Below are 19,303 nucleotides of genomic sequence, written 5' to 3'. Positions count from 1 at the left end.
ATGTCGATGTGACTGGATTAGAATACTTGTTGAACTTCTTTGATGCCTGGGATTTCTTCCACCAGTGCACGCTCGATTCCTGCTTTCAGGGTGATGGTAGAGGAAGGGCAGCTACCGCAAGCACCCATCAGGCGCAGCTTCACGATGCCATCTTCTACATCAACGAGTTGTACGTCACCGCCGTCACGTTGCAGGTAAGGACGCAGTTTATCGAGAACTTCTTGTACTTGATCCATGATATCCATGTTACATTCACTCCTTTCCAACCTCTCCTTTATTATAATCATACCATGGTGAGAAATCCATGGCTTACATGCCCTGTTGACACTTTGAAGTTCCGTTGACGCACCGAAGTTCAGTAGCATGGACTTTTTGTAATCTTTGCATGTTATAATGAAAAAGAAAGAAGCAAGTACTTCAATATAAGGAGTCAGATCTTCGTGAACGTATTTCGCAATGTGAAGGAACTGATTGGTAATACGCCGATCGTCGAAATTACACAATTTGAGCTCCCAGAAGGTGTCCGCTTGTTTGCCAAGCTGGAATATTTTAACCCAGGGGGCAGCGTAAAAGACAGACTCGGCATGGAGTTGATTCGTGCCGCAGAAGAGAACGGCCAATTGGCCCCAGGTGGTACCATTATCGAGCCGACAGCAGGAAATACAGGAATTGGTGTAGCGCTGGCCGCTGTAGGAACTGGTTATAAAGTCATCTTCTGCGTACCAGCGAAGTTTTCCGAGGAAAAGCAAGAGCTGATGCGTGCCCTCGGAGCAGAAGTCGTCAATACCCCGACAGAATTGGGAATTAAGGGTGCAATCGCCAAGGCAAAAGAACTCGCAGAATCGATTCCAGGTGCTTTTGTTCCACAGCAATTTGCTAACCCGGCGAATCCAGACGCACACTACAAAACAACAGGTCCAGAAATTTGGAGTCAAATGGATGGTCAAGTTAACGTATTTGTGGCAGGCGCGGGCTCTGGCGGTACTTTCATGGGTGCTGCTCGCTACTTGAAAGAACAAAATCCAAACGTAAAAACGGTAATTGTCGAGCCAGAAGGTTCCATCTTGAATGGGGGAGAATCCGGCCCGCATAAAACAGAAGGAATCGGCATGGAGTTTTTGCCGCCGTTCATGGATACGAGCTACTTCAATGCCATTCACACGATTCTCGATGTGGAAGCATTCGATCTGGTCAAGCAGCTAGCTGCCAAGGAAGGCTTGCTCGTAGGCAGTTCCTCAGGTGCAGCCATGGCAGCGGCACTGCGCGAAGCAAGAGAAGCAGCACCAGGGACGAATATCGTTACATTGTTTGCTGACGGCAGCGAACGTTATCTAAGCAAGAAAATTTACCAGGGGGGAATTTAAGATGCGCATCAAAACTCGTCTGATCCACGGCGGAATCGATGGAGATCCACATACAGGAGCCGTATCCGTTCCAATTTACCAGGTAAGTACTTATAAACAGGAAGCCATTGGCGTTCACAAGGGCTTCGAATACTCCCGTACCGGGAACCCGACCCGCCACGCATTGGAAACATACATCGCAGAAATCGAAGGCGGCGCTCGCGGCTTTGCATTTGGTTCTGGTATGGCGGCACTCTCTACCATCCTTTCCATGTTCAACAAAGGCGACCATCTCGTGGTAGGTGACGATGTATACGGTGGTACTTACCGCGTCGTTACACGTGTATTCTCCCGTATGGGTCTGGAAGCAACCTATGTAGATACGAGTGATCTGGCAGCAGTAGAGGCGGCAATTCGCCCGGAAACCAAAGCCATCATTATGGAAACACCGACAAACCCGCTGCTGAAAGTAAGCGACATCAGCGCGTTGGCAGGCATCGCGAAAGCAAAAGGCGTGCTGCTCGTAGTAGACAACACGTTCATGACACCATACTGGCAAAATCCGCTGGATCTCGGTGCTGACATCGTGTTCCATAGCGCAACGAAATATTTGGGCGGACACAGCGACGTAGTAGCAGGTCTGGTCGTAGCAAAAGATGCGCAAGTGGGCGAAGACCTCCATTTTGTGCAAAATGCAATTGGCGGTGTGCTTGGACCACAAGATTCTTGGCTCTTGCTGCGCGGTATGAAGACGCTGGGAATTCGAATGGAAGAGCATGAGCACAACGCACGTACGATAGCAAAATGGCTGTCTGAGCGCAGCGACATCAAACGTGTCATTTATCCTGGTTTGTCCAGCCATTCCGGTCATGAGCTGATTCAAAAGCAAGCGCGTGGCTTTGGTGGTATGATTTCCTTCGACGTAGGCAGCGCAGAACGTGCTGACGAAGTGTTGGCAAAGGTAAAATACTACACGCTGGCAGAATCGCTGGGTGCAGTGGAGAGCTTGATCAGCGTACCTGCACGCATGACACATGCTTCTATCCCGGCAGAGCGCCGTGCTGAGCTGGGCATTACGGATGGCTTGGTGCGCATCTCTGTTGGTATTGAAGATGTTCAGGACTTGATCGAGGACCTGGACCAAGCATTGTCCTAAGCTAGCTGACCCGGGGGAGGGCGGATATAGTGACTGTCGATATCAAGGTTTTTGGGACAGAGCAATTGTGCGCAAGCTGCGTCAATTTGCCATCTGCAAAGGAAACAGCCGAGTGGCTGGAGGCGGCACTCTCGCGCAAGTATGGGAGTGACAGCATCCGCATCGTTTATAGCGACTTTCAACAGCCGCAGACAGACGATGACAAAAGCTGGGCGAATCGCATTATCGAGGAAGATTTATGGTATCCGCTTGTCGTAATTTCCGGGGAAATTGTCGGTGAGGGAAATCCGAAATTAAAGGATATCTATGAAAAGCTGGAGAGCATGGGCGTGCAGCCGATTGCTTCGACAGCAGATGCCGAATAACAGCATAAGAGCAACGATAGTCATTTTTTTAAGCGACCAGATGCATGAGCCTGGTCGCTTTTTTATCTGTGCGAAACGACATCTCTCGTTTTTACGTCCGTATGACCGCTTGTTTCTCTTTATCACGCTCGTTCTGCCGGGGAAAAAGACGGACGAAGGTTGGGAGTATTACCAAGTCAAGCTGTTAGATGGCATGCTGCCTGTTCAACTCCGTGAGTTCATCCACAATCCGAAGTTTGCCAAGCAAGTGGCTGCCTATCGCAAAAATAAAAGCAGCAAAAACGTAGATGCTGCCTATCAGGCAGTCAGACAGCATTACAATCTGAACATCCGTCAAGACTCGCCAGCCATATCAAAAGTGTGCTGGATAACGTCAAGTAACGTGCTGTTTCCTATTTGTATATCATTCGTAAACATTTTGTAACGAAATAGAATGGGCCTCGTCCTATAGTAGTAAATGTAACCAATAACTTACCATCTAGTGGAGGCCATAACGATGAATAAAAAATGGATGAAGCCTGTTACATATTTGCTGCTTGCAGGAGTTGTAGGCGTAGCTGGATTTTCTGCAATGAATACACAGGTAGCACACGCAGACTCTGAAAAAGGAAAGCTGTTCTCTGCGGCAGCTGAATTAAAGCTCGCGAAAAACACCTATGTGATCGATCAAAAAACGGCTGACGTGAATGGCGATAAGAAGGATGACGTCGTATACCTAATTGGCGAAAAAGAAAAAGCGGATGACATCTATTCCTCCAATATGAACATGGTAGTGAAAGACGGAAAATCCGGCGCTTATAGTCAAACGGATATCAAAGAGCTGGGCGGCTATGAAGGCGAGCTGACTCTCGTAGACTTCACGGGTGATCATGTTGCGGATGCCTTTGTGAAAACAGCGACTGGCGGAAGTGGCGGTGTTTACAGCCACGTAATCGCTACCTTTGAAAACAACAAGCCAGCCGTGATTTTTGGTGAGAAGGAAAACGAAGGAATCCGTTACGAGGGGAAATTTGTAGATGGCTTTAAAGTAGAGGGAAAAGGCTCCCACCTGGATAAGCCGCTGACGCTTGACGTGAGTGCCAACCAAGATGTATACGTAGCTGCCAAGCTGTATGACAAAGCAGGCAAAGTACAGCCAACCGAAGATGCTGTTTCTGTATTCTCTTATCCATTCGGTTCTTTGACTCCAGTTGATATGGATGCGAACGGTACATTTGAGCTGGTGGGGGAGCAACGACTCGTAGGTATGAACAACACAGATACCGTTTCTCGCATCAACTCCGTATGGGGCTACCAAGGTGACGGCAAATGGAATCCATGGGAAGTAGAGTATTCTACTTTCTTGAAAAAACACCCGGGTGAAGCGATCAACACGATGATTGAAAAGTAATAATTGTAGAGTTTGATCGGCAGCCTCCTTTTCATGACGGAAATGAAAAAGGAGGCTGTTTTTCGTTGCCAGTGAATGGTTCTACCAACCGACTTTTTCTCATATGGATTTTGGGTACAGGGGTAACCAAAGGAGGAAGAGCGGATGGACCAACCGATTGCTCGCTACTACGAATTAAAGGAAATTCAAAAGCAGGTAGAGGAAGAGTTGAACGAGCTGCGGAGTAAACTGATTGAAGCTTACAGCGAAGCAGGCAGTGCAGAGGAAGGCGAATACAAGCTGCTGATCTCCTATCAGGAGCGGCGAGAATACAACGATGATCGCCTTTACAACGCCTTGCCAGATCCTTCGCTTTGGCGCCTCGTGTCGAAGGCGGATACCGGGAAAATTTCGAGTTTGCTCAAGCTGAATGTTATTCAAGAGAAGGTACTGGCAGACACCTTTGAACCAAAAAAAGTACCTGTTTTACGTGTCCAAAAGCGATAAACCAGCAAAATGAGGAAACCGTCAGGATTAATCTTGACGGTTTTTTTGCATTGGGAAAATTATTTTGTATAATGGAATGATATTGAAAATTCCTGTTTTTTTCCTTGTTTTTCTCTAGCATCTCGCCAAGATGGAAAATGGCTTTTGGACCATCCTCGAACTGGGGGATGCACAGGTGTCTGCTCTGCCTGAACAGGCTGACAGATTTGAATTTTTCACAGAGCTAAAAAGAAATCTTTCATAGAAAGAGGGATTCCCCATGAAAATAGGCTTGGCTCAGACGAGGTTTCCTCAATCAGCGGCGGAGGGGCTTGCAATCATCAAGCAGCAGATGATCAACGCTGCGCAAAACAATTGCGATCTGATTTGCTTTCCTGAATCGGTCATTCCGGGGCTGCGCGGTGTAGGCTATGAAGTCGAAGCATACGATCATGAGGTACAACAGAGAGCTTTGGAAGAGATTCGTGCTCTGGCGAAGGAACGCCAGCTCGCCGTCATTTTACCGATGGAATGGAAGGATGAGCGCGGCTATCATCTAGTCGCCTTTGTTGTGGGGAAGCAGGGAGAAGATCTTGGGCTGCAAATCAAAAATCAGATCGATCCAGATGAGGATCAGTTTGACTATGTCCCGGGCGAGGGGCGCCAATTGTTTACGTTAGAGAATGTGTCGTTTGGCATTGTCATTTGCCATGAGGGATGGCGGTATCCAGAGACGGTACGGTGGGCGGCACGCCGTGGAGCGAGCATCGTTTTTCATCCGATGTTTACAGGAGAAGTCAGCAATCCTGATTTTTACAACGGGGCAATGGTTTGCCGAAGCTTGGAAAACAACATCTACTTTGCCAGCGTGAACTACGCGATTCCGAATCAACAGGTGACGACGGCTTTGATTTCGCCTACGGGGGAACGACTGTGTGTCGCAGCTTCAGGGGGCGAGGAGATGCTTGTGTACGAGATTGATCCTGCGAGAGCGACACGATTATTGGCCGAGCGCTTCCATCCTGAGTTGGTTGAATAGGAAGGAAAAAAGCTGACGTCCATACGCGTCAGCTTTTTTGCCAGTCTACATCTCCATATCCACATAACGTCCATACTTGGGGACAGCTATTCGATCAAACTTGGCAGCCAATTGGACCAATCCATCGGCCAACTCCTCGCCATACATAGGTGGACCGTGACCAGTAATTGCATATGCAGGGGCAAGATTGGCAAGCTTTTCGACGGATTGTCGGGCTGCCTGCCAATCGGTTGTAAGATAAACAGGAGGACCGGTCAATTGCTTTTGCTGGGTCACGACTTGATACAACGAGTCCTGCTTCACCGTAACAAAAGCGTCCCCTGCGAGGAGAGTTCTGTCTTCATCACGAAAGAAGGAAATGTGCCCGGGCGAATGTCCAGGAGTATGTATCCAGCGCCATTCAGGCATTTCGGGAACGCTCCCATCTTCGGGCAGAGGAAGAACATGGCTGCCCAAATCGATTGGTTCATTTGGAAACAACGGCGACAGCTTCGCAAGCAACCCGCCCTCAACAGTTCCATCTGGCTCCGGATAGAATTTTTGGCCTGTCAGATAAGGGATTTCTAGTGGATGGGCATAGACGGGAACCTTCCACGCTTTTACGAGCTCGATGACTGCCCCGACATGATCGAAATGACCGTGAGTGAGCATGATGGCTCTCGGCTTGGCTTCCTCACCAAAGCGCCCCCGGGCAATCTCGATGATTTGTTCCGCTGATTGTGGCATCCCCGCATCTACTAGAACCCATGATTCTGAATCCCCGACCAACGCGATGTTCACAATTTGAATGGTGTAGCATTCTACATCTGGTCTGACTGTCTCTTCGACTCCACTTCGAAAGGAAGTCATTGGCATGTAATTGTCTGCCAGCGTATCTTTCATATCCTCATATGTGTTTGATTCCACTAAAAAACCTCCAAGCTGGTTTCTCCGGTCTACGATATTATGCCGATTCTGCTTGGAGATTATATACAAAAAGAAAACCTGTTTGACCATCCGGCCAACAGGCTTGTGCTTTATCCCATATGCTTTTTGTACATCCATAGCTGACCGCTCTTGATGACACGAGCCATCTGACCGACCAGAGACATTTTTCCCATGCTGGCAAAGCCTTCCTTTTTGCCGAGGGAACCGAGGAAGCCTTTGTGCTTGAGAGCAGGCAATGACGCTGGATACTCCTCACCTTTGATGTCTTTTTTCAACATCAAGGCAACTTGTTCGCCTTGGATCTCAGCTGTTTGTGCGCTCGGCGCGATGATGGTGCTTGCACAGTCACCTACCACATACACGTTCGTATGGGATGGGATTTGATGATACTGATTTAATTTGGCGCGTCCGATGTTGTCTGTTTCGATCGGTAGAGAGCGCACGATTTTGTTCGCTTGAATACCTGCTGTCCATACGATAACATCACTTTCAACAGGCTGGTTGTGGTTGTACACGATCCCTTGCTCAATGCCAGTGACATTCGCCATGGAAACAAGCTGTACATCGTGTTCAATGAACCATTGAGATGCATATTCCTGAAGCTTTTTCGGGAATGGGCTCAAAATGCTTTGACCGCGGTCGATGATGCGTACATTCAGGTCGGGACGGCTCTCGCGCAGCTCAGCAGCCATTTCCACCCCGGAAAGACCACCGCCCACAACGCTAACCGTGCCGTATGGGTTCACATTATTGATTGCCATGTATGTGTTGCGGGTAGCTCCCATGGTTTGGATCGAACACGTAAATTGTTCAGCACCAGGGATATCATGGTAACGATCCTCACAACCCAATCCGATTACAAGCCAATCGTAGGAGAGGGTGTCCCCGTTAGCAAAATTGACGACCTGCTCGTCCAATTCCACACCAGCAATTTCACCGTATTTGACGGTCAGGCGTGGATCGTTTGGAAAATTAACACGCAGGTGAGATTCCGGTGTAGTACCTGCCGCCAGAGCATAATACTCTGTTTTCAAGCCATGAAACGGCATACGGTCTACGAGGGTTATAAACACGTCATCTGGTAAATCAGGGGACAGGACTCGCTCAATAATACGAAGACCCCCGTATCCTCCTCCAAGGATCACAAGTCGTTTCATAGAAGGTCTAGTCCTTTCTTCTGTCCGTTTTTTACAGCACCCACTCTATTTTTAGTCTCTTTCACTAAAAATGCAAGCAGAATCTTTTTCCCGTTTTCTCCGCTGGATTTTTATCAAACTCGAGGTACAATAAAGTACGTGATGATGTCGAAATAATCGGTAGGTGACAATAGATGAAACCACTTGTAGAATTTTGCGCGAGCAATGTTTCCTCCTATACGCAATCCGTCGTGGATGCATTGGAAAATGATCCTGATCTGGACGTGGACGTACTCGAGTACGGCTGTCTGGGGTATTGCGGTGAATGCTACATGGAGCCATTCGCGCTCGTAAACGGCACATTGGTGCAAGCTCCAACAGCCGATGAATTACTGGTGAAAATCAAGAATAAATTACGGGAGGAAGAAGAGCTGCTGGATGCAGATTTCCCTCTGTAGGTTGTTCTCTTAGGATGTTCATTGGGGAGCATGATCAACCGTGCACGTATCAAAATAGTAAAGCTGATGCCCAAGTGATTCGGAGCATCAGCTTTTTTTATGGTTTAATGTTCTTTGATCACGTTGTAGAAGGTATCGCGTTCCAGCGCACGTTTTCCTGCGCCTTTGATCAACCAAACCAACTCATCTACAGTCAGAGCTTGTTGGGTGAGTGCACCGGCTGAGTGGCTGATGCGCTCCTCGATCAAGGTTCCGTGAGCATCGGAAATTCCCATTTGCAGAGAAAGTTGTGTGAGCTGGGTACCGATGTTGATGAAGTATGCTTTGACATGCTGGAAGTTATCGAGCATCAGACGGCTGATCGCCATTGTTTTCAAGTCATCAATGGCAGAGTTGCGGCGTTTGATGCCAGCTGTTGCTTTGATCGGTTGAACAGCCAATGGAATGAACACCATGAAGCCGTTTGTGTCATCTTGGAGCTCGCGCAGGCGGAGCATGTGAATCACGCGCTCTTCCAATGTCTCGATGGAGCCGTACAGCATGGTGGTATGTGTTTTCAAGCCCAACTCATGAGCCGTGCGGTGTACTTGCAGATACATGTCTGTACTTGCTTTTTCCGGGCTCATTTTCATACGATAGCGCTCAGTCAAAATTTCAGCGCCACCACCAGTAAGGCTTTGAAGACCAGCTTTCATCAGCTCTTGCAAAACCTCGCGGATGGATAGACCGGAAATACGGGAGAAGAACTCGATCTCTGCACCTGTATACGATTTAATCGTCACATCCGGGTACGCTTTTCTCAAGGTACGAATGGTGTCGAGGTAGTATTCAAATGGCTTGTGCTGGTTATGTCCGCCAACGATATGGAATTCACGGATACCCGGATGGAAGCGTGTTTCTACATAATGAAGCAACTCTTCCATGCTCATTGTGTAGGCACCCTCATCTCCTTCATCGCGGCGGAAGCCACAGAATCTGCAATGAGCTTCACATACGTTCGTTGGGTTGATGTACAGATTTTGCAAAAAGTAAACCTTATCCTGATTCTTGCGATAGTTAACAACGTTAGCCAATTGTCCAATCGTCAAAAGATCGTTGGAATTAAAAAGGGTGACACCGTCTTCCAAGGTAAGTCTTTCGCCATGCATAACTTTTTCGGCGATTCCGGCGAGAGATTTGTCTTGTATGGCAATCGTTTCAAGCGCCATTCCAAACACTTCCTTTCAAAGTCAATGGTTCTTAGATGAAAGAGCTTTAATCCAGTCATACCCAATCGATATTCGTTCCATGGGAGTGGAAAGGCTCTTAGGAATAGAGTAAATCTCGGGCAACAAGAGCACCTATATTATAAACCTCTTGGTAAGTACGAACAATATCATAAGTTCTCCAACTCTCTAGAAGAAAGTTGCGGATGTAAAAATAGAACAATTACCGTCGTATTTTTGGTATATTTTCGGAAATAAAGTAATTTTTGTTTGCGAAATTCTAGCTGTTCTTGTAAAATATAGTAAGAAAGCCTGATCTATTATTAGGAGGAGCTTCAAATGCGGGACGTTTTGCTCGAGAAAATCGAACTCCTTCGACAGCGTATGGTACATATGGGGTTAGAGTTTGGGTTAGATCATCCAGATGTCCTAGAATACAGTATACAAATTGATCAACTACACAACGAACTGAACCAGATCGATCATAATCTGTCTAAGGCAGGGAACCGGAAGAAAGCTTATAGATTTTATCTAATGGAAAATAATGCACATTTTGCATAGGAAGGGGAAACCCTTCTTTTTTATTTATAGAGAGAGAATGAGCGAGTAAAGTGCAGGGGAACCTTGTGGGAAGAAGCGTTTCTTAGTAAACTGAATATACTGGTTGTAACAAGTGCAGGAATGAAAAGCCTGTGAAGGAGGGAAAGAAGCATGATTACATTGACAGAGCGCGCCAGTCTGAAAGTAAAAGAAATGCTGGCAGCAGAAGGCAAGCCCGACGTGTTTTTGCGGGTAGGTGTCAGAACAGGTGGTTGCAGCGGCTTTACCTACGGGATGGGCTGGGACGAAGAGATAAAAGAAGGCGACGAGACCTTCGAGCAAAACGGTGTGAAAATTATTGTCGATAAGGACAGCTATCCATACATTAAAGGTACAGAGATCGATTTCAAGGAATCGATGATGGGCGGAGGCTTCTCCATCGAGAATCCGAATGCAGTCGCTTCTTGTGGCTGTGGTTCTTCGTTCAAAACAGCCTTGGCTGAAGGAAAAGCGGAGAAATGTGACGACTAATTGGCGGCATATCAACGTTTTTTGGTTCCGGTGATCTGACCGGAGCCTAATCGGTAGCCTAACCGGAATTTTTCGGGAAGTCTGCCGTAGGTTGAGGATTGCACCCGAATATCTGCGGATTATCAATCGCGCGAATGTACAATAACAACCCCGAAATGTACGTTTTAGGGTTGTAGATAACGGCCTTCTTAACGGTGGATTGCGTAAAAATACCGTTGAGGAGGCTTTTTCTTATGGTGTTGAAGAAGCGCGCAAAACGTACACCAATTGGGAGGCGGCAGGCGGATACTGAGTATCCGCGACTGTAAATCCGATTATGAACGTAAAATTGATTCGCCAGGACGTTGATTTCCCGTTTGGTGAGCGATTTGATATCTCACTACAATAAAATCCTGCTTTTGTCGTGCTAAAGCTTCTTTATCATATGAATGTCATAAGGTTCTTTTTCAAATAACTCCTCATCTATTTCTGATGTAATTGTAGAACCATAACTTGAATAAAACTTTACCGCAGAGTCAGTTTCAGTTGAAGATATATATAGGTACTTCGCCCCTTTTTGAATTGCCACTTTACTTAATGCGTCCAAAATTTGGCTACCAATTCCTTGTCTTCGGTATTCCCGTGTAACATACATCAGGTCAATCTGAAGTTGGTTATTCTCTTTACCCCTAAACTTATGAGCTAAGACTCCGAACCCAACCAATTTATCCCCGTTGTACGCTCCAAAAGCTGTCCCACCGTTTTTGAGTTCATATTCGTACCGCGAAATTATTTCATAATAATCATCTTCTTTCCAATTTGGGCATTCATGTCCTGCTGTAATTTCCTCAAGAACTCCGTTCTTGCATTTGTAAATCAGATCTATTGTTTCTGAACGGTCAATATCATGTATTCTGTAAGAATCTTCGAGTTTCATTTGAATTATCGCAACCATTATTACCCCCTGAATTTATGTTGTATGAACCGATCTTCATGTTTTTGATCTTCAACTTACAGTAAAATTATAACAGATTTTCTGCAAGATTCTGCCCGTTCAGTCAAGAAAAAGCTGTTGTTTGAAGTTTAGTATTTGTCTCATTTCATTAAACAGGCAAGAGACGACGAACATATTCTTCTTATTCGACGCTGTATTCTCATATTCTTTACTATCTATATAACGGAACCAAGCTAAATAATGTTGTAAATACTTGGTTGCAAGTCCATTAGAGAGGTCGATCCAGCGTTACAATGGTATAATTAGGTAAAAGCGGCCATGCTAATTCTAGAAATTGATACTTTTTGCAGAGTTGGTGAAATTGTTTCGCTCAAGAAGACAGACATTGATTTCGACCGGAGGATAATACGTCTCAGATCAACTATGACCAAATCGCTTGCAGGTCAACGATCCAGCAGCGGAAAAAGGGCTGCAAAAAAGCTCTCTTTACAAGGTAAAGCAGGGTAACAGCACGCCGGAAACAAATGAAGCTGGATGGGACCGAAAAAACGAAGCTTACCGAAGATGACACGAAAATAGATGTCAGCAAGGGCGGCAGCTTTGAGGTTTATACGGACGCGATTGCCTACGTGGATAGCAGCTCTCGGCATGTGCTGATTTCCAAGGAGGGTAAGTACTTGCAAGATAGCAAGCAAATCAAGGGAAAGATCGTTGATGTCGTAGGTGACAACATTTTCTATCTGGACAGCGACAAAGCTTTATACCGGACACAACTCGCTTCAGATAAAACAGAGAAAATCATGGACTTGAAGAGCGATACGATTGTAGAGATAAACAGCTTTACAAGGTTCAGTGGAAATAACACAAGGAATCCATACTTTTGTATGGATTTTTTTGCGGCAACATGTCACAAAATGACGCCCTCGTTTGTTATACGTGCGAATCGGAGGTGAGAGGGCTTGGATCATAACGAAATGGAGCAAGTGCTAAAGGAGGTAAGAGCCGGGGATATCGACCAGTTTGGTTTGATCATCGATGCGATGCAAAAGCCGTTGTTCGTATACTGCTACCACATGCTGGGACATCGACAGGAAGCGGAGGATGCTGTTCAGGAGGTTTTCTTGAAAGCATTCGAGCAGCTGGACAGCTATCGGCACATCGTTTCTTTTTCGGCATGGATGTATAAGATTGCGTATCATCATTGTCTGAACCTCTTAAACAGAGCGAAGTTGAATCGCGTGGTCACTTTTTTGCGAGCGGGGATTCAGACAGTCAGTCGCCATGAGGGAGAAAAGAAGGTAGAAGATACCGAGTATTTGAACAACCCTCTTCATGTAGCTATCTCAAAGCTATCCGTAAAGGAGCGGAATCTCCTGATCTTGCGTGTGGTGGAAGAACGCAGCTACGACGAGCTGGCCTTGTTGTTTGATACAAAGCCAGCTACGCTGCGAAAACAGTATGAGCGAGCATTGAAAAAATGTAAATCTTACATGCTCGTGAGTGAAGGCGGTGATAGACATGACTCGATCTCAGCAACCCGATGAATGGAAACAGCAGTTACTAGCAGCCGCCGATGATTTCGATGTCAAGGATCAGGTCCTTCAAAAAATCAAGGAACAAAAAATGAGGTCGGAGGGGAAGCAAGTGAAAAAAAGATTGGGATTACTTGTCGCGGCGATTCTTGTGTTTGGGGGAACATCCGCCTATGCAGCCATGAAGGTATACGAATTGAAAAATGAAAAAGGGGAAGCAGTAGTGAAGGTACAGCAGACTGCTACTCCATTAGAAAAAAGTAGCCCTGAAAGTATTAAAACCTTTGAAGATGCTCGAAATTCGCTTCAGCCAGGAGAAGGGGCAGCAGTATATATACCCGGCCCTCATAATCCGAAAAAACGTGTTTCCTTCACGTATATTCCTGTTGAACATCTGACCACACCCCCGTTGCAAAAAGAAGTGGGTAGCTTTTATGAGGTACCGGCAGAGGTAGCGGGTGGCTACAAATTCGTAAAAGGACATGTCGAGTATCCATTTGATTATAGCCAACCAGAGTTATTCGCAGAAATGCACAAGGAGGCGGAGAAGGACAATAAACAAATTGTCATGCGAAAAGTATCTCCTAAGCCGACAATAAATAGAGTCTTTACGTTGTACAAAGGGAGTGAAGGAGCCGAGACCGACGGGGACGTGTACATCGCCATCACGAACCTTGAGGGTGTGAAATGGATCGAACAACAAGCAGGAGAGGATGCAATTGTCGAAAAAGTGAAAGTGCAAAAATACGAGGGAATGTATGTGGCCAAGAAGCTATTGGACGGAAAAGAACAAAAAGAGGTACAGGTTTATCAAGAGGATAAAAATAGGCTCATCGAAGTGGGTGCCAATAATCCAGCGTTGACGAAAGAAGAATTATTGGCGATTGCTGAGAATTTAAAGTGATACCGTCAGATTAAAATTGTAACATTTAACCAATTTTGCACGTACTTACAAGAGCAGCTCTTTTATGGAGTCTGCTCTTGTTATTTTTGGGCAAAAAGTCAATGTAAGGAGTGAAGAAATTGGCTGATGTTACGCAAGAACAAAAAGGCTTACAGTGGCTATTACTGGGGGCATTTGGGATCGGCTTACTGTTTGACTGGATGTTTTACGGTAAAGGAGTGGGCATCTCTTATCTATTGTTCGTAATCGGCTTGTACAGTCTTTTTATTTGGCAGGCCAGGCAACGCATTCATATACGCTTTTCTCGAAAGCAAGTATTCAACTGGATATGGACGCTACCGATTTTTCTATTGGTCTTTACGTTTTTTCTATTTTCCAATCCGCATTTTCACCTGTTCAATCTGTTACTGATTCCGTTTTTATTCGTGATCCAAACGATCCTGATCACCAAGTGTCATCAAGCGAAATGGTACGAGGCAGGATTTTTCATGGAGATGATGGAGACATTGCTTCTTTACACCCCGAAGTATACGCGCCTGCCATTTAGGCTGGCAAAGGAATGGATCAAGGGTAGGGTGAACCAGGAGAAGTATGGGGTGATGAAGAAGGTTTTCATCGGAATCGGCATCTCGGTGCCTCTACTGGTGATTGTACTCTCCTTGCTCTCGAATGCGGATAGTGTGTTTGGACATTTTCTGGGTCAAATACCGCGAAGGGTGATTGATGTCCATTCACTTGAAGCAATCTTTCGAATGGTGCTAATCGCGATCATGACGATCCTTGTGTTTGCCTATATGTATTCTCTTTTCGGGAAACGAGAAGAAGTAGTGGAATTGCCTATGCCCGAAGATGACAAAAAGATTGTCTGGGACGGGGTTATCCTTGTGACGATTCTGGCGATCATCAATATGGTGTACACAGCGTTTACATACATTCAGATATCGTATTTGTTCAGCGGGGCGAAGCGAGTTTTACCAGATGAATTGACGTACGCCGAGTATGCTAGAAATGGCTTCAATGAGCTGGTGACGGTCACCGTTATTAATTTCTTGATTCTCCTATGCACGATGCACTTTGCATCACGGGCAAAACCAATGCTCTACCGGATCATTCAAATTTTGCTGAGTATGCTGACGATTTGCACGGGTTTCATGCTCGTGTCCGCCTATTTTCGCCTCTCGCTGTATGAGGATGCTTACGGGTATACGCATACGCGGCTGTTAGCTCACGTTTTCATGATTTTTCTGTTTGTGCTGTTTATCATTGCTCTCTTGAAAATTTGGCGCGACGGTTTCTCCCTGATCAAGTATTACGCGATTGTGACACTAGTGAGTTACGTCATTCTGAATTACATCAATATGGACGTCATCATTGCCAAAAACAATGTACAGCGCTATCATGCGACTGGACAAATCGATATCGAGTATTTGAGCGAGCTGTCTTATGACGCCATACCAGTGGTTATGGAGCTTGTGCGGGATAAAAAGGTAGAAGAGAGGTTTATGGAGATGCTGCAGGAGCGGAAAGAGATTTTGTACGAGGACAATAGTTGGCAGTCCTTTAATCTCTCGGAGTATCGGGCAAAAGTATATCTTAAATGAAAGTAGAGGACGGAGACGATGAAGTTATCGTCTCCGTTTTGTTTGGAACAAAAAGAGATAGAACAAGATTCCTCCTACGATGATGATGACAATCCCTGTGGATAAATAATGATTCCAATCGAGATTTGCTGAACGGACAGGCACTGTACCAGACCCCAATGCTTGCAAGTCTTCCCGTGCGTCTGCTTTTAGGGCTGTACGTGTACAAATGTTGGTTTCTAGCTCATTTAGCTCCCAATAAGAGGCATAGACAAGATATTCTTGACCTGGTTGAAAAGGAATACCGCATCCACCTCCAAGACCGCTGGTGACAATCTGAACTTGTGTCTGATCCACTCCTTTCCATGTGGACTGCACCTCGAAAATAACATCAAAACCCCCTCGCTCTGGTTTATCCCAAAAGGGAAGCCAACGAAGCCAGTCTGTTCGCTCATCCACCTGAAGTACCTTGCCTGTAAATACAGCAGCAGACTGATCCTTTGCTGTTAAAGGGTCAGGAGGTCTGGCACAACTACAGGCCGACGCAGGAAAGGGCTGCATGAAAAAGGTGAATAGAATCACGAACGAGAAAAATGTAAGAATACCTTGAGCGTTCCTAAATATCACCACTGATCCACTCCTCTAATCTATAGGACGGGGAAAAGAGAGGATTGTTCCGAAAATGATGACGACGATAATTTTGTGTATCCTGGTGGGAATAATCTTTCTTGCCTACCATACGACTTATGTCAAAACATCGACAGTGAAGCTGACGATCCCTTCTGTCCCCCCACTTACATTGGTTCATCTTTCCGATCCTCATGGGCGAACACGGTTTTGGAATGGAGAGTTGCACAAACTGGTGAATGTCCACGATCCGGATTTGGTGATGGTGACGGGAGATTTGACACAGCACAGCGGGCAGTTGACGCGTGTGTTGAATGAACTTGCGAAAATAAAGAGCGAGGATGGGCTAGTCTTCGTCCCTGGCAATTACGAGAGAGAAGCAGGAAGATTTCGCAAAAAGGCCTATTCCGCTGCTGGTTCCCATTCCCAAAAAGAGGCTTGGCAACAGGTAATGACAGTGTTGGAAAACGAGAGTACCGTGATCGAAAAGGACGGCAGTCGCATTTGGATATACGGCTTCGATAATTCGATTTACGGCAATGAACGGCGTCCAGAACAAGGGATCCAGCGGGCGAACTTGACGATCTTTTTAGCTCACTCTCCCAATATAATCTCATTGATTCACAACGAGGGTTTGAAAGCTGACCTTCTCTTGAGCGGACATACTCATGGGGGACAAGTTCGTTTGTTCAATCGGACTGTTGGTGCCTACAAGCATTTTCATGTGGGGCAAAAAGACGATCAATCCGTTGGTGTATTTGGCATCAGTCGCGGGCTTGGTACTTCAAGACTGCCAATCCGACTGAATTGCTTTCCAGAGATCACCGTTTACACGATCAATCAATCATGAACGCTCGTGTTCATCAATCGTTCCCCAATTCGTCACTGTTCGTTCACACGATTCCAGATTTTGGATTGATTTCATCGAGTAAGATGGAAGTGTAGAAAAAGAAGAAAGAAGGGGTCAAAAGTGAACAAGAAGTGGGGTCTGTTGGTTTCTTCAGTTGCATTGTCTGCGATGTTGATTACAGCATGCGGTGGAGGCAAGGATCAAGCTGCTAGCACGGATGCGGCGGCTCCTGCAGCGACTACCGGCACACAAGTGAATATCGAAGCTAGTAACTGGAAATTCAATCAAGAAACCTTTGAAGTAAAAGCTGGCGAAGAGTTCACGATCAACTTCAAGTCGACAGAAGGCTTTCACGGTATTGGTATCCAAGGGCTGGATGTAGACATGCAAAAAGATGGCAGCAAAACGATGAAAATCGATACAGCTGGTGAGTACACCATCTTTTGCAACGTGATCTGTGGACCGGATCATGGCAAAATGGCAGCAAAACTAGTCGTGAAATAATTCGAATCTCTTTTTGAAATAAAACAACAAACAAGCACTTTGGCCTGCATAGCGGGTCAAGGTGTTTTTTCATTTCACAGGTGGGGACATACTACAAGGGCAGCCACTCATCGAGTAAGGGAGGAAACCTCATGTCCAAGCACAACAACAAAGACAAACGCCCAACGGAAGCATCCGCCGGCTCACGCAGCACTCCCCCGAAAACAGGAGAGAACACTGGACATAATTTGCGAAAAGAAGATCGATCGTAGCATACAAGTGAGAAGCTAGCAGGTAAAAGTCCTCCCACAGCACCATGACGGAGGGCTTTTTTGCTTGTCATATACATGTTTTCGCGATTTTTGCACATGGTAAGGAGGAAAAGTTTTCAAGTCGGTCATGCGATCCAAAAAGGAGATGAGTGACACTGGATAAGAAACACTACTACGTGACCTTGCAAGCAGGAACGACAGTGGCGGAAATCCGCGATGAAAAAGGCTCTGCCACGTACGATTTTGAAATCGAAGCGACCGATGTACAAGTCGAGATGATGCGCGATTTGTTCAATAACTGCATGCATGGCGATTTCATGATGTGGATGCACGGGCATACACTATGGTCTGACATGCCGGATCGGGACAACGACGAATACGATGACAACCTGCGAGCCATCTACCAACTCATTTATCAGTATGGCACCGAAAAAACAAAAAGTGATCTCGAGCAAATGGGCCTTGTAAAGCTATTGGGGCTGGATAGAGAAGAGTTGAGCCCTTTTTAACGGATCAATCATAGACGTTTTCTAAGAAGAAGGAGTGAATCGTATGAAGATGTGGAAGCAAGGAATGTTGACAACAGCGCTGGTAATGGGCCTCGCCATGCCAGGTGTTGCATTGGCCCAAGATGTATCTGCAACAGTTGCCCAGGTGATCAAGCCGACTCACAGCCATGATGAGCATGGAGAGCAGCACATGAAGGTGCGACACAGCTCAAACAGAGGCGTTCATCAAAAAATGTACATGCTCTTGCTAGCGGAAAAATATGCACCGGATAGTGTGGAGAAATGGCAGGCAGCTTTTAAAGAACGCGATCGGTTAATGAGCGAGTTCGAAACGCTGAGTGACGACCCGAAATGGCAGGCAAAGCGTGAAGAACGAAAGCAACTGATCAACAAGCTGAATGAACAAGTGAAAAAGGGCGAAATCACCAACGAACAGATGGAAAAGCAATTCCAGGAATGGAAAGACAAAAACATGGGTCCAAAAGAAGAGCGTGACGCCCGAAAAGCTCGGATCGAGCAAATGAAAAAAACACACGAAGCTTTTGACTCGGCGATTGAATCTGGCGATACAGCCAAGATTAAGGAGTCACTCCAACAAATGCTGGAACAAATGCAAACAAACAATTCTCGCATGGCGGAAAAGCTGGCCATGAAGAAAAAATAACGTCTCGAACAAAAAAAGGACGTGACCGACTTACTGGTACGCGTCCTTTTCCATATCGGTTACAAGCATAGCAGGGGTCCATTCATCCAGGAAGACCATCTGTTCGGTTTGGCAGGAGGGACACCAGCCTGTATGGATGCATTGGTGGCGCGTACGATCTATATAACCGTTGTCCATCTTGGCATCGTCTATCTCCCGGTACGGGCTGTAGCTCCCATAAAAGTCATACAGACGGCCTGCATCCTGCAGAGCTTGACCGCACGTTGAACAGGTTTGTTGGAGTGGTGTGAAGCCATTGCAAACTGGGCAGAGATGATTCAAAGCGTATCGCCTCCTCGCTTTCCTACTTTGCACGTGAACAAAAGCGGTTATGCAATGGAATGAAAAATCCCT

General features: G+C 46.1%; 25 protein-coding genes and 1 pseudogene. 18 read left to right on the top strand and 8 right to left on the bottom strand.

All coding sequences use genetic code 11. The features are described 5' to 3' along the window. Window positions 1-17 precede the first annotated feature (17 nt). Complete coding sequence (locus ACKKE8_RS26025) at window positions 18-245, bottom strand: NifU family protein (protein WP_007715787.1); 228 nt, start codon at window positions 243-245, stop codon at window positions 18-20. A gap of 195 nt (window positions 246-440) precedes the next feature. Here ACKKE8_RS26025 and cysK point away from each other — a divergent pair, with 195 nt between their 5' ends. The 7 genes from cysK (at window position 441) to ACKKE8_RS25990 (ending at window position 5,758) form a co-directional block, all read left to right on the top strand. Next, window positions 441-1,364 (top strand): cysteine synthase A, encoded by a 924-nt coding sequence (gene cysK / locus ACKKE8_RS26020; protein ID WP_007715789.1) that lies wholly within the window; start codon window positions 441-443, stop codon window positions 1,362-1,364. A gap of 1 nt (window position 1,365) precedes the next feature. After that, the gene (locus tag ACKKE8_RS26015; RefSeq protein WP_409175564.1) at window positions 1,366-2,499 is read left to right on the top strand and encodes a bifunctional cystathionine gamma-lyase/homocysteine desulfhydrase; all 1,134 of its coding nucleotides are present in this window, start codon (window positions 1,366-1,368) and stop codon (window positions 2,497-2,499) included. 29 nt (window positions 2,500-2,528) lie between these two features. Then, window positions 2,529-2,864, top strand: coding sequence for a YuzD family protein (locus ACKKE8_RS26010; RefSeq protein WP_047072988.1), 336 nt, complete (start codon window positions 2,529-2,531; stop codon window positions 2,862-2,864). Beyond that, a complete protein-coding gene (locus ACKKE8_RS26005; protein WP_409175563.1) occupies window positions 2,839-3,288 on the top strand; it encodes a hypothetical protein in 450 nt (149 codons plus the stop codon). Before ACKKE8_RS26010 ends, ACKKE8_RS26005 begins: the two co-directional genes overlap by 26 nt. Before the next feature lie 72 nt (window positions 3,289-3,360). Beyond that, the gene (locus tag ACKKE8_RS26000; RefSeq protein WP_409175562.1) at window positions 3,361-4,254 is read left to right on the top strand and encodes a hypothetical protein; all 894 of its coding nucleotides are present in this window, start codon (window positions 3,361-3,363) and stop codon (window positions 4,252-4,254) included. A 144-nt stretch (window positions 4,255-4,398) separates the two neighbouring features. Then, window positions 4,399-4,740: a hypothetical protein gene (locus ACKKE8_RS25995; RefSeq protein ID WP_409175561.1), complete on the top strand. Its 342-nt coding sequence runs from the start codon at window positions 4,399-4,401 to the stop codon at window positions 4,738-4,740. A 259-nt stretch (window positions 4,741-4,999) separates the two neighbouring features. Next, the gene (locus ACKKE8_RS25990) at window positions 5,000-5,758 is read left to right on the top strand and encodes a carbon-nitrogen hydrolase family protein (protein ID WP_409175560.1); all 759 of its coding nucleotides are present in this window, start codon (window positions 5,000-5,002) and stop codon (window positions 5,756-5,758) included. Between the two features lie 45 nt (window positions 5,759-5,803). On the opposite strand, the gene ACKKE8_RS25985 is transcribed toward ACKKE8_RS25990, so the two are convergent. Together ACKKE8_RS25985 and ACKKE8_RS25980 are read right to left on the bottom strand one after the other, a co-directional pair. Next, window positions 5,804-6,664, bottom strand: a complete 861-nt coding sequence (locus ACKKE8_RS25985) for an MBL fold metallo-hydrolase (RefSeq protein WP_409175559.1) — start codon at window positions 6,662-6,664, stop codon at window positions 5,804-5,806. A gap of 110 nt (window positions 6,665-6,774) precedes the next feature. Next, the gene (locus tag ACKKE8_RS25980) at window positions 6,775-7,842 is read right to left on the bottom strand and encodes an NAD(P)/FAD-dependent oxidoreductase (protein WP_409175558.1); all 1,068 of its coding nucleotides are present in this window, start codon (window positions 7,840-7,842) and stop codon (window positions 6,775-6,777) included. A 173-nt stretch (window positions 7,843-8,015) separates the two neighbouring features. On the opposite strand from ACKKE8_RS25980, the gene ACKKE8_RS25975 reads away from it, so the two are divergent. Beyond that, window positions 8,016-8,279: a DUF1450 domain-containing protein gene (locus ACKKE8_RS25975; RefSeq protein WP_047072975.1), complete on the top strand. Its 264-nt coding sequence runs from the start codon at window positions 8,016-8,018 to the stop codon at window positions 8,277-8,279. Window positions 8,280-8,383: 104 nt separating this feature from the next. On the opposite strand, the gene mqnE is transcribed toward ACKKE8_RS25975, so the two are convergent. After that, window positions 8,384-9,487, bottom strand: a complete 1,104-nt coding sequence (gene mqnE, locus ACKKE8_RS25970) for an aminofutalosine synthase MqnE (protein WP_106836312.1) — start codon at window positions 9,485-9,487, stop codon at window positions 8,384-8,386. 336 nt (window positions 9,488-9,823) lie between these two features. Between mqnE and ACKKE8_RS25965 the strand changes: the two genes are divergently transcribed. Then, a complete protein-coding gene (locus ACKKE8_RS25965; protein WP_409175557.1) occupies window positions 9,824-10,045 on the top strand; it encodes a Spo0E family sporulation regulatory protein-aspartic acid phosphatase in 222 nt (73 codons plus the stop codon). A gap of 150 nt (window positions 10,046-10,195) precedes the next feature. Then, on the top strand, window positions 10,196-10,555 hold the full coding sequence (gene erpA, locus ACKKE8_RS25960) for an iron-sulfur cluster insertion protein ErpA (protein ID WP_173616485.1): 360 nt from the start codon (window positions 10,196-10,198) through the stop codon (window positions 10,553-10,555). Between the two features lie 406 nt (window positions 10,556-10,961). Here erpA and ACKKE8_RS25955 read toward each other — a convergent pair whose 3' ends face one another. Further along, window positions 10,962-11,489, bottom strand: coding sequence for a GNAT family N-acetyltransferase (locus tag ACKKE8_RS25955; RefSeq protein WP_409175556.1), 528 nt, complete (start codon window positions 11,487-11,489; stop codon window positions 10,962-10,964). A gap of 99 nt (window positions 11,490-11,588) precedes the next feature. Continuing rightward, window positions 11,589-11,777: pseudogene (locus tag ACKKE8_RS25950) on the bottom strand (IS1595 family transposase); the annotation flags it as partial. 236 nt (window positions 11,778-12,013) lie between these two features. Here ACKKE8_RS25950 and ACKKE8_RS25945 point away from each other — a divergent pair. From ACKKE8_RS25945 to ACKKE8_RS25930, 4 genes are all read left to right on the top strand, one after another. Next, window positions 12,014-12,442, top strand: a complete 429-nt coding sequence (locus tag ACKKE8_RS25945; RefSeq protein WP_409175555.1) for a hypothetical protein — start codon at window positions 12,014-12,016, stop codon at window positions 12,440-12,442. Window positions 12,443-12,448: 6 nt separating this feature from the next. Then, a complete protein-coding gene (locus ACKKE8_RS25940) occupies window positions 12,449-13,033 on the top strand; it encodes an RNA polymerase sigma factor (protein ID WP_409175554.1) in 585 nt (194 codons plus the stop codon). Continuing rightward, window positions 13,008-13,925, top strand: coding sequence for a hypothetical protein (locus tag ACKKE8_RS25935; RefSeq protein ID WP_409175553.1), 918 nt, complete (start codon window positions 13,008-13,010; stop codon window positions 13,923-13,925). Before ACKKE8_RS25940 ends, ACKKE8_RS25935 begins: the two co-directional genes overlap by 26 nt. A gap of 110 nt (window positions 13,926-14,035) precedes the next feature. Continuing rightward, window positions 14,036-15,526 carry a DUF4153 domain-containing protein gene (locus tag ACKKE8_RS25930; protein WP_409175552.1) on the top strand — a complete coding sequence of 497 codons (1,491 nt, stop codon included), beginning with the start codon at window positions 14,036-14,038 and terminating at the stop codon, window positions 15,524-15,526. A gap of 24 nt (window positions 15,527-15,550) precedes the next feature. Here ACKKE8_RS25930 and ACKKE8_RS25925 read toward each other — a convergent pair whose 3' ends face one another. Then, on the bottom strand, window positions 15,551-16,132 hold the full coding sequence (locus ACKKE8_RS25925) for a hypothetical protein (RefSeq protein ID WP_409175551.1): 582 nt from the start codon (window positions 16,130-16,132) through the stop codon (window positions 15,551-15,553). A 55-nt stretch (window positions 16,133-16,187) separates the two neighbouring features. Between ACKKE8_RS25925 and ACKKE8_RS25920 the strand changes: the two genes are divergently transcribed. From ACKKE8_RS25920 to ACKKE8_RS25905, 4 genes are all read left to right on the top strand, one after another. After that, window positions 16,188-16,982, top strand: a complete 795-nt coding sequence (locus ACKKE8_RS25920; protein WP_409175550.1) for a metallophosphoesterase — start codon at window positions 16,188-16,190, stop codon at window positions 16,980-16,982. Between the two features lie 120 nt (window positions 16,983-17,102). Continuing rightward, the gene (locus ACKKE8_RS25915; protein WP_409175549.1) at window positions 17,103-17,486 is read left to right on the top strand and encodes a cupredoxin domain-containing protein; all 384 of its coding nucleotides are present in this window, start codon (window positions 17,103-17,105) and stop codon (window positions 17,484-17,486) included. Between the two features lie 400 nt (window positions 17,487-17,886). After that, window positions 17,887-18,246, top strand: coding sequence for a hypothetical protein (locus ACKKE8_RS25910; RefSeq protein WP_409175548.1), 360 nt, complete (start codon window positions 17,887-17,889; stop codon window positions 18,244-18,246). A gap of 43 nt (window positions 18,247-18,289) precedes the next feature. Then, on the top strand, window positions 18,290-18,910 hold the full coding sequence (locus tag ACKKE8_RS25905; protein WP_409175547.1) for a hypothetical protein: 621 nt from the start codon (window positions 18,290-18,292) through the stop codon (window positions 18,908-18,910). 30 nt (window positions 18,911-18,940) lie between these two features. On the opposite strand, the gene ACKKE8_RS25900 is transcribed toward ACKKE8_RS25905, so the two are convergent. Continuing rightward, window positions 18,941-19,231: a hypothetical protein gene (locus ACKKE8_RS25900; protein WP_409175546.1), complete on the bottom strand. Its 291-nt coding sequence runs from the start codon at window positions 19,229-19,231 to the stop codon at window positions 18,941-18,943. Window positions 19,232-19,303 lie beyond the last annotated feature (72 nt).

The sequence above is a fragment of the Brevibacillus fortis genome (genome assembly GCF_046196545.1).
GTDB lineage: Bacteria > Bacillota > Bacilli > Brevibacillales > Brevibacillaceae > Brevibacillus > Brevibacillus fortis_A.
This window is presented reverse-complemented; position numbering and strand designations above follow the sequence as displayed.